Below are 12,837 nucleotides of genomic sequence, written 5' to 3'. Positions count from 1 at the left end.
GATGCGCTAAAGTTATGCGGGGGCATCGATCAATTGTGATCCGCTGTTCGCGTTGCTTCCGTCCCTGGAGGGCCCAATGCCGCCCATCATCACATGCCTGGTGGCGCTGTCTGTTCTTGGCCTGACTCTTGTAGCACAAGCCCAGACTAACGCCTGCCCACCTGGCGAGAAACAAGTGTGCCTGAACGGCTGCATCTGCCTGCCAGATCTGGGGCAGATGCCTGATGGCGTCTACCAGGTCGCGGCACCTGCCCTGGCGCTGTGGCTGACCCAGGCCCGGGCTGAAGCAGGCAGCGCCGAGGTCCAACCCATTCCACCGCACATCCGGGAGCAACTGCTGCGCTGGTACGACCCCAGCGTCCTCGATGCCGCGCACTACAAAGTGAGCGACAACGGCCAATTCAGCGCCGCCACCACCATGCTGCAAAACCCCGATGTCGGTGCCGTGACGCTGATCGACATCATCCTCTTCCGGGACGCTCAAACCGCAGAACAGGACATCGCGCTCTGGGCTCACGAACTAAAGCATGTGCAGCAGTTTCAGGAATGGGGGGTAGAAGGATTTGCCCAGCGCTATACACAGGATTTCAATGCTGTGGAGGCGCCGGCTTATGCCATACAGGCTGATGTCAGGCGGTCGGTGCGGGAAGGGATCCCATAGTGGTCAAGCCTACACACTTGCAGGTGACTCAAGGTGAGCATCACTTCCTGCCAGTCGCCGTAACTCGCTCACATCGGCGAACCACTCATGGGATTGAAGATTGTGGAACGCATCCTGTGTCCCATATCCCCAGGCGACCGCGCCAAAGGCGATACCGGCAGTCGCTGCTGCTTCACCATCCGTAGGTTGGTCGCCGATGTAGATAACTTCCTCTCGCGCCACGTCGAATTTGCGCATGACACGGCGCAAGCGAGACGCCTTGCCGAAAATGGAGACGCCGCACTCGAAGGCCCGGATATGTCGACAGCTGGAGCCCAAAATTTGCGTGATATTTTCTTGGGAGTTAGAAGATACCACCGCCAGAATCAGTCCTCTCTCGTCAAGATGGGCGAGGGCATTGGCAATGTTATTAAACAGTGGGATCGAGCTTCGATGTTTCTTCATCAAGCTCATGAAGGTTCCCGCCACCAGAGGCAACTTCCAGCGGGGCATTCCGATATGAGCCATGATCTCCCGAGCCCCCTGCTTGCGCAGACCGTCCAACTCTTGCGGGTGAATCCGACTGAATGCGTGCCTGTCAGCGACCTGGTTGAACACCGAAACAAAGAACGGAAAAGAATCAGCGAGCGTGCCGTCAAAGTCGAAAATGGCAAGCCGGTATGACATGTGAAAACTCCTTCTTGTAGTAGTGGCAGCCGAGTCCAGGCGGCTGTTTGTGCTGGGCGATTAATTCACCCGATTGGTGGGAGAGGCGCATTATCCCTGCTCCGGAATCCGCCCGGAAGGAGAAAGTGGCTTAACGCTGGAGGAGGGGGCTGCTCCTTGCCGGCAGCTGCAATATCATTGTTCCTTTAATATCAGCCAAGGAGGCATCCATGAGTGTGCGTGGTAAAGACCGGCAGATCGACAATATTGAATTTAATGTCGACGACATTGCTCGCAGCAAAGCTTTTTACGGCGGTGCGTTCGGCTGGACATTCGTCGACTACGGCCCAACCTATACGGAATTCAGTGATGGCCGTCTTACCGGTGGCTTCACTACGGGAGAGCCGGTTCGACCTGGTGGTCCTTTGATCATTTTGTACTCGGATGATCTCGATGAGGCGCAGCAACGGCTCAAAGCCTTGGGCGCTGTTATCACCCGCGAAATATTCTCGTTCCCTGGTGGAAGCAGGTTCCACTTCATTGATCCGGATGGCTATGAACTGGCCGTTTGGACGGCTCGGCAGTAGGTCTCAGGTCGGCCCAAAGCGATCCATTAGCAGGGTTCGCTTTGGGCCGATACTCAAGCGGTAGGTGCGGGTCGAGCCATGACCCTGGTCGCATAAATTTGAAATGCACAGCGTTGCTCGCCAGAATCGCGGCCCGACCCGGCCAAAGGTGCCGGACGTTCGTGGTGAAAAGGGGCAGCAGTTGAACCAACAGACATTGTCCATGCGCCTGGAACGCGTGGCGGCACATGTGCCAGCAGGTGCGCGCCTGGCCGATATCGGCTCGGATCACGGCTACCTGCCTGTGGCATTGATGCGCCGCGGCGCCATCGTGGCGGCGGTGGCCGGAGAGGTGGCATTGACGCCATTTCGCTCGGCCGAACGCACCGTGCGCGAGAACGAACTGGACCAGTGGATCACCGTGCGCCTGGCCGATGGCCTGGCGGCAATCGAGCCGGGAGACGGGATCACGGCAATCAGCATCTGCGGCATGGGCGGCGAGACGATCCGCGACATCCTCGACAGCGGCAAGGCACGTCTGAGCGGCCAGGAGCGCCTGATCCTTCAACCCAACGGCGGCGAGCAGCCACTGCGCCAATGGCTGATGGAAAATGGTTACTGCATCCTCTGCGAGGAAGTGCTGCGGGAAAACCGCTTCGACTACGAAATCATCGTCGCAGAGCGCACCGGGCCGGTGATGTACACCGCCGAGGAGCTGTACTTCGGCCCGCTGCAGATGCAGGCACGCAGCCCGGCGTTCCTGGTCAAGTGGCGGCGCCTGTTGCGCGAGAAGCAGCGGACCCTGAGCAACTTCGCCCGGGCGCGGCAGGGCGTGCCCGAGGAGAAGGTGCAAGATGTCGCCCGACAGGCTCGGTGGATTATCGACCTGTTGGCTTGAGCCCTTAACTGAGAAATTGCATGGGTAAATTTCAACCTGGCTGTTGCTGCCCTGATAGGGTTAGCGGCAACACAGGCAACCGCTGATCAGCGGTTGATCGGGGTCGTTTTCGAGAAATGTAACCATGACTTCCATACCCGTTCGGGGGGGCGTAATTCCACAACTCCAATTGGWGGTCGCCCTCAGCCAACAACAACTCTTGTCGTCAAATCTACATTCGCGGTCCCAGGGGAACTTGACCTTGACCCTTCCGAGGCGCCTATCACTCTGGATCTCCTCGTCTTCCAGAGCGATGATCACAGCGGTGTGGTTACTTGGTACCTGAGGTTTCTTGTGAGCCAAAGGCGGACGATAGGACACCTCCCACGGGAGAACGATAAAGCGGTTGCGGTAACCCTGATGAAAGTCATCCTCGTTGTCTGTGCTGCCACTGGCGACGTTCTCGCTCAATACCTGTGGTTGCTTGCCTTCGTGGATGACCTGAGTCAGTAACCATAGGTCGTTCCATTCCTGGCGCGGGTGGCCAGAGATCTCCAGAACATGGCCACTGACTAACCGGGTCTGGTCACCTTGCCCTTCAGCTTGACGATAAGCCGCGTGGCGGCGCTCCATAGCACGCAGACTTATCTGCTTGCCGTGCTCATGGCTTGTGAAAGGCTTCAGCTTGTCATCGTTTTCCATGCCTGGCTGTTGCTCGTTTCTCCCCAGGCGTAGGTTGAAGCGCTTGATCAGTGGCTCGTTGGCCACTCTATCGCTCTCTTGTCCATAAGCAGTGGGTTGCCCAATCCTGGGAAAAGCTGCCTGATCATCGCCAAAGACCAGCACGTGGCCTTGAGCGCTGTGTTGGAAGTGGAAGTGGATACCTTCTTCTTCGCACAAGCGCTGAATAAAGTGCAAATCCGTTTCATCGTACTGGGTACAGTAGTCACGCTCGGGGTAGGTCGACCCCAGATGAAACCGATAAGCCTCACCCACAATCCCGTGTTCTTCCAGTATCAAGGCGACGATTTTCGGCACCGAGAACTGTTGATAGATCCTCTGGTTGATGCGGTGGCGCAAGTAGGACAGGTGCGGTACGAGGGCCAGATTGTAGCGCGTCAAACGCTGATCATTACCGCTTTGGGCGATGTGATAGACCCGTCCATGGATGCCGTTGCCCTTCGTGTCGAAGGTCAGAAAAGCCTCTACGTCGAAGAGGCTTTCGAGGTCCAGGTCAGACCGCTCGCTAACAAGCTCCACGTTGAAGAGATAAGGCCTGCTGATCGCCTCATCTCCGGTGAATGCGAGTACTTGAAAATCGTGCGCAAAACCGTCGATGGTCAAACTGAAAGGCGTCTGATTGGCTGGGCTGAACATCCACTGTTCTCTTCTTGCGTAAGGTGTTGAATCGGCGCTGTCGCAGATGTCAATGTCAGGAAGCCGGGTAAGTCCAGCTCGGGGCAAGAGCCTATAACAGGCACTAATCCACTAATTTGGCGCTCTTGTATATCGGCGTTTGCGTCTTACTTTCCGGACATAAATAGCCTCAACCTGCTGCTCACAGCACGCCCTCGTATAAAATAAAGACATGCATAGAGCAACAGGCGACAAATCAAGTCAGATCACACACCACTCTTCACTTTGGTCCAAATCCGTGTGCGGATTCGCTCCAGCTTCAATGGCAGTGGCTCAAGTGGGACAAGTGTGGCAATAGTCTTTTTGTCTGGATAAATCCAGGGATTGTCTCGCAACTTCTGTTCGACAAACTCAGCGGCATCTTTATTGGCGTTAGGGTATAGAGTGTGGTTTGAGGTCTTGGCAATAATTTCTGGTCGCAACATATAATTAATAAACGCCATACCTTCCTTTGGGTGGGGAGCGTCTTTTAGAAGAACCAGGTTTTCCGACCAGACCAGCGCTCCTTCGCGAGGAAGGCTGTAGGTAATCTTGCGTCCAGTGTTGGTCTTCTCGTTTATGGCCTGCGCAGCAAGGGCACCATTAGCCCATCCCACTACTGCACAAATATTGCCGTCAGCCAGGTCAGCGTCAATTCGGGATGAGTCGAAATAGAGGACGTAGGGACGGATTTTTAACAGTAGGGCTTGAGCCTTCTGGTAATCATCCGGGTTCCTGCTGTTGCTGGGGAGCCCAAGGTAATGCAATGCAATCGAAATGATCTCACTTGGAGAGTCAAGCATTGCCACACCACACGACTGGAGCTTGCTGATGTTTTCTTCTTTGAAGATCAAATCCCAGCTATTCACCGGAGCATTATCACCCAATGCCGCTTTGACTTTGTCAACGTCATAGCCAATGCCGGTAGTGCCCCATAAATAGGGCACAGCGTAGCGATTACCAGGATCATTCACCGCGAGCTGGGACAGGATATCAGGATCGATATGCGACAAATTACTCAGTTGATTACGATCCAGCGGCTGAAGCACTCCCGCCTGGATCAGGCTTGGCAACACATTGGAGGTGGCCACAACCACGTCATACCCCGTGCGCCCAGCCATTACCTTGCTCTGCATGATTTCGGCGCTGTCGAAAGCATCCATATGCACTCTGGTGCCGGTTGCCTGTTCGAACTCCTTTGGGGTCTCCGGTGCGAGAAGCCCGAACCAGTTATACAGATACACCCCAGGCTCTGCAGCCCCCACGGATGTGCTCATCCCTGCACAGAGAAGCGAGGCCGAAAAAATGGTTCGCAAACGTGATTTTCTCATGCAACATCCTTGTCAAGACGATGTGCCCTCATGGCCATCGTAAGTCCTGCTAGCGAATATACCGGGCGTTACCAAATAGTAAATACCTACGAATACTTACCTCTGACCTACGAATCCCTAACCCTAAAGGGGTAGAAAATGCCGTTCGACCTTCATAGCCTGGCTTGGCACCGATCGATTGGGAAGCTGATCATGCAGTTGAACCGTCCAGAATTCTGGAGTTCACTTGTTCGTATATTAAATGAATACGTGCAAATCGATAATTGGGTTGTATTGATCTTTAGCAATCAACAAGTGCAAGTTGTTAGTCTTCCTGAGATCGCAGATGCCGAAGAGTTAGATGCGTTCACTCATCGCTATGTGAAGGGGCTTTACCTGCTGGATCCATTTTATATAGCTAATCGAGAAAATCCCCAGAGCGGTTTTTTTCATTTGCTGGATATTGCGCCGGAATACTTTCTTGAAACTGAGTATTATCATCAATATTTTGCACAATATATTTCTGTCGATGAGGCGCAGTACAATGTCCAGCTCGACTCCGATAGAACGTTATGCATTTCCATTGGTAGCAAAGTCCGTTTTGATCAAGAGCAAATAACAATGCTTGATATTATCAAGCCCTGGGTGACTGCATTAATGCATCAACGCATGTGTTTTGAAATTGATGTAGAGAAAAATCTCACTGAGCCACCTCTATGGCCAGAAACGATTGCCCAGCTTGGTACACAAATAACAACGCGCGAAAGTGATGTGCTCAGATTGTTGCTTAGTGGCTTCTCTAATAAAGAGATAGCCGGAAAGCTTTCCCTCTCGGTGGAAACGATAAAGGTTCATCGCCGCAATATTTATGCCAAATTAAATATTAAGTCACAATCCGAACTGTTTGCTCGATTTTTTATGCCAAAACAAGATGTTTTCTCTACAAGTTGAAGTCGGTGTTCTAGTCTGGATATTACCGTTAAATGGGTTCACGGCCTCAGGTATGAACCTGGCCTGACCTCTAATCCTGGCTCGGGATGAGGGCATCACGCTAATTTGCGCGGTAATCGGAGTCATGTTCCTGCAAGCATCAGATCCAGATTCTGCACTGCTGCTCCAGCTGCTCCCTTGCCAAGATTGTCAAACACCGCAGCCAACAAAACCTGGCCCGTTTCGTCATTCTCAAACACTGACAATCGCAAACCATCAGTCCCGTTAAGCGCCTGAGGATCAAGGTACGTCAACCCTTTAGCTTCCTGCATCGACATCACCTGTACATGACTCGCATCGACGTAGTGCTGCATCAGACACGCATGCAACTGCACCGCACTCACACCTGGCGCCAACAACCGGGTTTGCAAGGGGATGGTCAGTACGATCCCCTGCCGAAAAGCGCCATAGGCCGGCACAAACATCGGCCGCTCCGTCAGACCGCTTTGTTGCTGAATCTCTGGAATATGTTTGTGTGCCAGCCCCAGCCCATAGACCTGAAACGCCGACGCCTGTGCTGCGCCTTCTCCCTCATGCTCTTCCACACCGACACGTCCTTTCCCGGAATAACCCGACACGGCATGAATGTTCATCGGGTAATCCCTGGGCAGTAATCCGGCCTCCAGTAATGGGCGCAGCAACCCGATCGCCCCCGTTGGATAGCAACCGGGATTGCTCACCCGTCGCGCGGCGGCGATGCGTTGGATTTGCTGCGGACTCATCTGCGCGAAACCATAGGTCCAGTCTGGATGGGTGCGGTGCGCCGAACTCGCATCGATCACCCGAACGGCGGGGTTTTCGATGGTCGCTACAGCGTCGCGCGCGGCTTGGTCGGGCAAGCAGAGAATCGCGATGTCGCAGTTATTGATGGCTTCGGCGCGACGTTGCGGATTCTTGCGATATTCGGGGCTGAGTGTGAAAAGCCGCAGATCACTCCGGTCGCGCAGGCGTTGATGGATTTGCAACCCGGTGGTGCCTTGGTCGCCATCGATGAATACAAGAGGACTTGCCATGGAATGCTCTCGGACATAGGAAATCAGGAGTTCCAATCTTCAGCGAGGCGCTAAGATAGGAAAAGTTGAATTTATAAACGATGAAATTCAGTTTTTCTGAACAAGGAGTCACTCATGCGTGAAATCAGCCTGGACCGACTGCGCACGTTGGTGGCGATTGCCGACCTGGGTTCGTTTGCCGAGGCGGCCCGCGTGCTGCACCTTGCGCCACCCACGGTCAGTTTGCATATCGCCGACCTGGAGTCGCGCGTGGGCGGCAAGCTGTTGTCGCGCACGCGTGGGCGCATTCAACCTTCAGCGATTGGGAACACGCTGGTGGAACGTGCGCGACGGCTGTTGGCGGATGCGGAGCAGGCGCTTGAGGACGTGGAACGTCAGGTACAGGGATTGGCCGGGCGTGTGCGGCTAGGCGCCTCCACAGGGGCCATCGCACAGTTGATGCCGCACGCTTTGGAGACGTTGAGCCAGCGCCATCCCGCTATCGATGTGCAGGTCGCGGTACTCACGTCGCAGGAAACTTTGAAGAAGCTTGCCGAGGGCTCTTTGGAGATCGGTTTGGTCGCGCTGCCGCAGTCCCCGGTGAAGGGCTTGCGGATCGAGCCATGGCGACGGGACCCGGTCATGGCCTTCTTGCCGGCTCGTTGGGAATCCCCGAAGGTTGTGACCCCCGACTGGCTGTCCACTCAGCCATTGATTCTGAATGACAACACCACTCGTCTTTCGCGTTTGACTGCGGAGTGGTTCGCCAGTGGTGGGCCGCAGCCTGCGCCGCGTATTCAACTGAACTACAATGATGCGATCAAAAGCCTGGTGGCAGCTGGCTATGGTGCGACGTTGTTGCCGCATGAAGCCTCCACGCCATTGCCCGATACCAGGATCGTCATGCGGCCATTAAAGCCCTTATTGTGGCGGCAACTGGGTATTGCCCACCGTAGTCGAGACATCGAACGGCCTACGCAACACGTGCTGGATGTGCTGTGGGAGTTGAGTGCGGGGTAGGGGGATTTTGTCAGGCGAATCAATCGTGAGATTGCTAAACCAACTGACGGCCCCCCAGAGACAGTTTGTTCTAGATCGATGGCGACTCAGACATCTCCACCAGCAGTTGTCCAAATGCATTGGCCGCGGGCGTCTTTCCCGTGACACTCCATATCAGTCTGAAATCAGCATCCAGCAGCGGTGGCAGGCCATGTTGGCCGTCAATGACCACCATGCCAGGCTCTAGATCCCCCAGCGGTAGAGCGGTGACGGCAAGTCCCGCCAATACCGCCGCTCTCAGTCCTTGTTGACTTGGAGAGGTAAAGGCGACCCGCCAATCTACGGTGGAACTCTCCAACGCATCTACGGCCACCTGGCGGTGCAAGCAGGGTGCTGGGGCAAACGCCAGTGGCAAAGGAGCATCGCCGGTAAAGTCGAAACTCTGCGCAGCGGCCCAGACAAACCGGGTTTCGCGCAGCACGGTACCGCCGGCCTGGCTGCCCGGCAATGCCATGACTACGGCCAGATCGAGCCCGTCGGCATCAACCAGCGCGCGCAGATCGAGGTAGGTGCCGACGGTTACATCCAGGCGTACGGCGGGAAATTGTCTGGCGAACCGAGACAGTAACGGCGGCAGGCCGTCGCCGATAAAGTTTTCTGGCACACCGAAGCGCACGGCCCCGGATACCGACGACGTTTTGAAACGCCGGGAGAGGGCGTCTTGTGCTCTGAGGATTTGTTCGGCATGGCGCAGAAAATCTTCGCCATCTTCTGTCAGTGTCAAACGTCGGGTGGTGCGTACCAGTAGCGTGGTACCGGCCTGTTCCTCCAAACGCCGGATCTGATGACTGATCGCTGACTGGCTCAAGTGCAGCCGCTCTGCGGCACGAGTGAAACTACCGGTGTCCTTGATCGCGACAAAAGCACGCAACAGAGCTGGGTCGAAGTCCATTTAGTCAACTCATGACGAATATTAATAAAACTTACGAAATTAAATCATTTCTGTCATTTTTTAATTACTTCCAGAATGCGGCCGCTCACTTGGACTTGTGCCCGGTGACGCTGGCGAGGCTATCGCGTCTCTACCCCTGACTGCGTGCAGAGCGGTCTTGCCAGTGCCCATCAACTTGATCTGGAAGATCACGATGCAATTCTCTCCGTCGCAGAAGGATATTTTCACCATCGCCGCCGTGTGTTTGGCGTCGCTGATGTTCGGCCTGGAAATCTCGAGCGTGCCGGCAATCCTGCCCACTCTTGAATCGGTTCTGCACAGCGATTTTAAAGATATGCAGTGGATCATGAATGCCTACACCATCGCCTGCACCACGGTGCTGATGGCCACCGGCACACTGGCGGATCGGTATGGACGCAAGCGAGTGTTTGTCATCAGCCTGGTGCTTTTCGGCATAACCTCACTGAGCTGTGGATGGGCGCAAAACGCCAGCGTGTTGATCGCAAACCGATTCCTGCAAGGTATGTCCGGTGGTGCCATGCTGATCTGTCAGGTGGCCGTGCTGTCTCACCGATTTCAGACGGGAGCTGCGCGCGGCAAAGCGTTCAGTGCCTGGGGAATCGTATTCGGTATCGGTTTGGGGTTTGGCCCGATAATCGGCGCCGTTATCGTGGCGTTGTCGAGTTGGGAATGGGTGTTTCTGGTGCATGCGCCCATTGCCGTGCTTGCGCTGGTGCTGGTGATCGCCGGTGTGGATGAGTCACGTGATCCGCAGCGTCGCAGGCTGGATGTGTTGGGCATTATTTCGTTGTCACTGGCAGTGTTAGGCCTTTCCTGGTTCATCACCCAGGGCGCAGGGGAGGGTTTCTCAAGCGGTTCGGCCATCACCAGTCTGGTTGTGGCAATGCTCAGCTTCATCGTCTTTGTCGTTGCGCAGCGACGCTATGTCGATCCCATGTTCGACTTCTCGGTATTGCGCATCCGTCGCTTCTCGGGGGCCTTGCTAGGGTCGGCAGGCATGAACTTCAGCTTCTGGCCGTTCATGATTTACCTGCCCCTGTACTTTCAAAATAGCCTGGGCTACGCCAGTGTTGGCACCGGTCTGGCACTGCTGGCCTATACGCTGCCGACGCTGGTTGTTCCCCCGTTAGGTGAACGGCTGGCGCTGCGCTATCGACCTGACGTGGTGATTCCCGCAGGTTTGTTCACCATAGGTTTGGGGTTCCTGCTGATGAAATGGGGCAGCAGTGTCGCGCACGCCAGCTGGCTGACGATGCTTCCAGGCTGCCTGATCGCCGGAATCGGACTGGGGCTGACCAATACGCCTGTTACCAATACCACCACCGGATCGGTGCCCAGTGAACGTGCTGGCATGGCATCGGGCATCGATATCAGCGCTCGCATGATCAGCCTTGCAATCAATATCGCGCTGATGGGATTCATCTTGGTGGAAGGTATCCTGTCTTCCCTGCGCAACCAGTTACCTGGCTCGCCCGAGGATGTGCAACTGAGATGGCTGGCGGAGAATATTTCGGCCGGCAACTCCGCCGTGCTGGCGCAGACTGGTCAAGGGACTACGATTCCGGTCGATGTCGCCAACGCAGCTTTAGCGCATGGGTTTGGCTGGGTAATGCTGTATGGCGGTATTGCGGCATGGGTGCTAGTGGCGGCGAGTTGCCTGGTCTTTCGTTCGTGCAAAGCCGTTCATTCTCAGCAGTGACTGTCATTCGAAGGACTGCTTCTGGCCGTATCTATCTGATGCAAAAGCCAGTTGTCCCTGACCACGCAGCCGAGCCGATGGGCTCGGCTATCGGTCCAGCAGAGGTGCCAACAGCGCACACATGCCGCGCCAGTGCGAACCCTCCCAGTAAATCCGTTGGCAGGCGTCGCAGCGCAGGAAGTGGGAATAGAGGACGCCCACGCGTGGCGGCACCTGCGGCCGGGCCAGTTCCGGGCTGATTTCGTGCAGCGGCAGGTTGCAATGAAGGCACAGGCTGAATGGCCGCGCGCTACGCGCCAGGTCGAGGCGCTCGTACAATTCGCGCAGCTGCAGCGACGGTTTCAGGGCATGCACGTAACAGCCGTGACTGATGATCCGCCGCTTGAGCAGTTCGCGGTCGCGGGTTAGCACGATGCGTCCTTGCTGCGCTGCGATCTCGGCGATCTCGGCATCGTCGAAGCCATTGTCGTAGAGGGTGTCGAAGCCGCTCATGCGCAGCAGGCTGGCCAGCCCGCCAAGGTGCGCATCAGCGACGAAGCGCAGCACCCGTAAAGGTTGTGCACGAACCTTGAGCAACGGGCTGATGTCCAGCGCTTCGAACTTGGGATACACCGCCAGCCGGTCACCGTCGAAGATCACCCGCTCGAAGCCCACCGACTCGCCGTTGAGCAGCACCATCTCGACTTCGGTGTGCGGTATCCCGAGCGCCTCGATCATGTGCTTGACCGTCGCCCCTCGCGCGCACTCGCAAGTGAAGGACTGCCGCCGTCGTTCGGCCGGCAGGAAGTCGTTGAGCTCCTCGTAGAAGCGGAAAGTTGCACGGGTCATGCTGAACAGTATGGCAGGGCTGCAGGAAGAATGAGTCCAGCTGCTCAGTAGAGGGCAGGAGGGATGGACTATCAGGTAGAGCCAGCACCTTCGAGCAACCCTGCGGTCGCTCGAAGGCGCTCCGGTTACTTCAGGTTGCCGCTGAGGAATTGCTGCAGGCGCTCGCTTTTGGGGTTGCCCAATACGTCCTCGGGCGCACCTTGCTCTTCGACCCGCCCCTGGTGCAGGAACAGCACCTGGTTCGACACTTTTCGCGCAAAGCTCATTTCGTGGGTCACCATGATCATGGTGCGGCCTTCTTCGGCCAGCCCCTGGATCACCTTGAGCACTTCGCCCACCAGTTCCGGGTCCAGGGCCGACGTCGGCTCGTCGAACAGCATGATCTCCGGTTCCATGCTCAGGGCGCGGGCAATGGCGACCCGTTGCTGCTGACCACCCGAGAGAAACGCCGGGTATTGATCAGCAACCCGTGCCGGCAAACCGACCTTGTCCAGGTAGCGCCGGGCGCGATCCTCTGCGTCCTTCTTGCTGACACCCAGCACCCGGCGTGGAGCCATGGTGATGTTTTCCAGTACCGTCATGTGGCTCCACAGGTTGAAGTGCTGGAACACCATCGCCAGGCGAGTGCGGATGCGTTGCAGTTCGTTGGCGTCGGCCACGCGCATGCCGTGGCGGTCATGGACCATTTGAATCGGCTGGTTGTCCAGACTCATGGCACCGTCGTTGGGTGTTTCCAGGAAGTTGATGCAACGCAGAAAGGTGCTCTTGCCTGAACCACTGGCGCCGATCAGGCTGATCACATCGCCGGTCCTGGCGTTCAGCGAAACGCCCTTGAGGACTTCATGGTTGCCGTAACTTTTGTGCAGGTTTTCAACGGTCAGTTTGTACATGAACAAGCATCC

General features: G+C 56.2%; 13 protein-coding genes. 6 read left to right on the top strand and 7 right to left on the bottom strand.

The genetic code is table 11. The features are described 5' to 3' along the window. Positions 1-76: 76 nt before the first annotated feature. Positions 77-661, top strand: coding sequence for an eCIS core domain-containing protein (locus AC1D2Q_RS00990; RefSeq protein WP_477811932.1), 585 nt, complete (start codon positions 77-79; stop codon positions 659-661). 9 nt (positions 662-670) lie between these two features. On the opposite strand, the gene AC1D2Q_RS00985 is transcribed toward AC1D2Q_RS00990, so the two are convergent. Next, positions 671-1,327: an HAD hydrolase-like protein gene (locus tag AC1D2Q_RS00985; RefSeq protein ID WP_477811931.1), complete on the bottom strand. Its 657-nt coding sequence runs from the start codon at positions 1,325-1,327 to the stop codon at positions 671-673. 209 nt (positions 1,328-1,536) lie between these two features. On the opposite strand from AC1D2Q_RS00985, the gene AC1D2Q_RS00980 reads away from it, so the two are divergent. Next, positions 1,537-1,893, top strand: a complete 357-nt coding sequence (locus AC1D2Q_RS00980) for a VOC family protein (RefSeq protein ID WP_477811930.1) — start codon at positions 1,537-1,539, stop codon at positions 1,891-1,893. Positions 1,894-2,074: 181 nt separating this feature from the next. Continuing rightward, positions 2,075-2,770: a tRNA (adenine(22)-N(1))-methyltransferase gene (locus AC1D2Q_RS00975; protein ID WP_477812192.1), complete on the top strand. Its 696-nt coding sequence runs from the start codon at positions 2,075-2,077 to the stop codon at positions 2,768-2,770. Between the two features lie 60 nt (positions 2,771-2,830). Here AC1D2Q_RS00975 and tssI read toward each other — a convergent pair whose 3' ends face one another. Together tssI and AC1D2Q_RS00965 are read right to left on the bottom strand one after the other, a co-directional pair. After that, a complete protein-coding gene (tssI, locus tag AC1D2Q_RS00970) occupies positions 2,831-4,126 on the bottom strand; it encodes a type VI secretion system tip protein TssI/VgrG (RefSeq protein WP_477811929.1) in 1,296 nt (431 codons plus the stop codon). Positions 4,127-4,371: 245 nt separating this feature from the next. Beyond that, the gene (locus AC1D2Q_RS00965; protein WP_477811928.1) at positions 4,372-5,475 is read right to left on the bottom strand and encodes a polyamine ABC transporter substrate-binding protein; all 1,104 of its coding nucleotides are present in this window, start codon (positions 5,473-5,475) and stop codon (positions 4,372-4,374) included. 138 nt (positions 5,476-5,613) lie between these two features. On the opposite strand from AC1D2Q_RS00965, the gene AC1D2Q_RS00960 reads away from it, so the two are divergent. After that, a complete protein-coding gene (locus AC1D2Q_RS00960) occupies positions 5,614-6,405 on the top strand; it encodes a response regulator transcription factor (RefSeq protein WP_477811927.1) in 792 nt (263 codons plus the stop codon). Between the two features lie 122 nt (positions 6,406-6,527). On the opposite strand, the gene argC is transcribed toward AC1D2Q_RS00960, so the two are convergent. Continuing rightward, positions 6,528-7,457 carry an N-acetyl-gamma-glutamyl-phosphate reductase gene (argC, locus tag AC1D2Q_RS00955; protein WP_477811926.1) on the bottom strand — a complete coding sequence of 310 codons (930 nt, stop codon included), beginning with the start codon at positions 7,455-7,457 and terminating at the stop codon, positions 6,528-6,530. A 114-nt stretch (positions 7,458-7,571) separates the two neighbouring features. Here argC and AC1D2Q_RS00950 point away from each other — a divergent pair, with 114 nt between their 5' ends. Continuing rightward, the gene (locus tag AC1D2Q_RS00950) at positions 7,572-8,456 is read left to right on the top strand and encodes a LysR family transcriptional regulator (protein ID WP_477811925.1); all 885 of its coding nucleotides are present in this window, start codon (positions 7,572-7,574) and stop codon (positions 8,454-8,456) included. A gap of 70 nt (positions 8,457-8,526) precedes the next feature. Here the strand turns inward: AC1D2Q_RS00950 and AC1D2Q_RS00945 are convergent, their stop codons facing one another. Continuing rightward, positions 8,527-9,387 (bottom strand): LysR family transcriptional regulator, encoded by an 861-nt coding sequence (locus tag AC1D2Q_RS00945; RefSeq protein ID WP_477811924.1) that lies wholly within the window; start codon positions 9,385-9,387, stop codon positions 8,527-8,529. Positions 9,388-9,580: 193 nt separating this feature from the next. Here AC1D2Q_RS00945 and AC1D2Q_RS00940 point away from each other — a divergent pair, with 193 nt between their 5' ends. Then, positions 9,581-11,107 carry an MFS transporter gene (locus AC1D2Q_RS00940; protein ID WP_477811923.1) on the top strand — a complete coding sequence of 509 codons (1,527 nt, stop codon included), beginning with the start codon at positions 9,581-9,583 and terminating at the stop codon, positions 11,105-11,107. A gap of 87 nt (positions 11,108-11,194) precedes the next feature. On the opposite strand, the gene AC1D2Q_RS00935 is transcribed toward AC1D2Q_RS00940, so the two are convergent. Together AC1D2Q_RS00935 and AC1D2Q_RS00930 are read right to left on the bottom strand one after the other, a co-directional pair. Further along, complete coding sequence (locus AC1D2Q_RS00935) at positions 11,195-11,935, bottom strand: Mut7-C RNAse domain-containing protein (RefSeq protein WP_477811922.1); 741 nt, start codon at positions 11,933-11,935, stop codon at positions 11,195-11,197. A gap of 125 nt (positions 11,936-12,060) precedes the next feature. Next, positions 12,061-12,825 (bottom strand): ABC transporter ATP-binding protein, encoded by a 765-nt coding sequence (locus AC1D2Q_RS00930; RefSeq protein WP_007936956.1) that lies wholly within the window; start codon positions 12,823-12,825, stop codon positions 12,061-12,063. Positions 12,826-12,837: the final 12 nt, after the last annotated feature.

It is taken from the genome of Pseudomonas sp. P1_A1, assembly GCF_056406935.1.
Note: the sequence above shows the minus strand (reverse complement) of the source record. Positions and strands in the feature narration are given on the sequence as shown.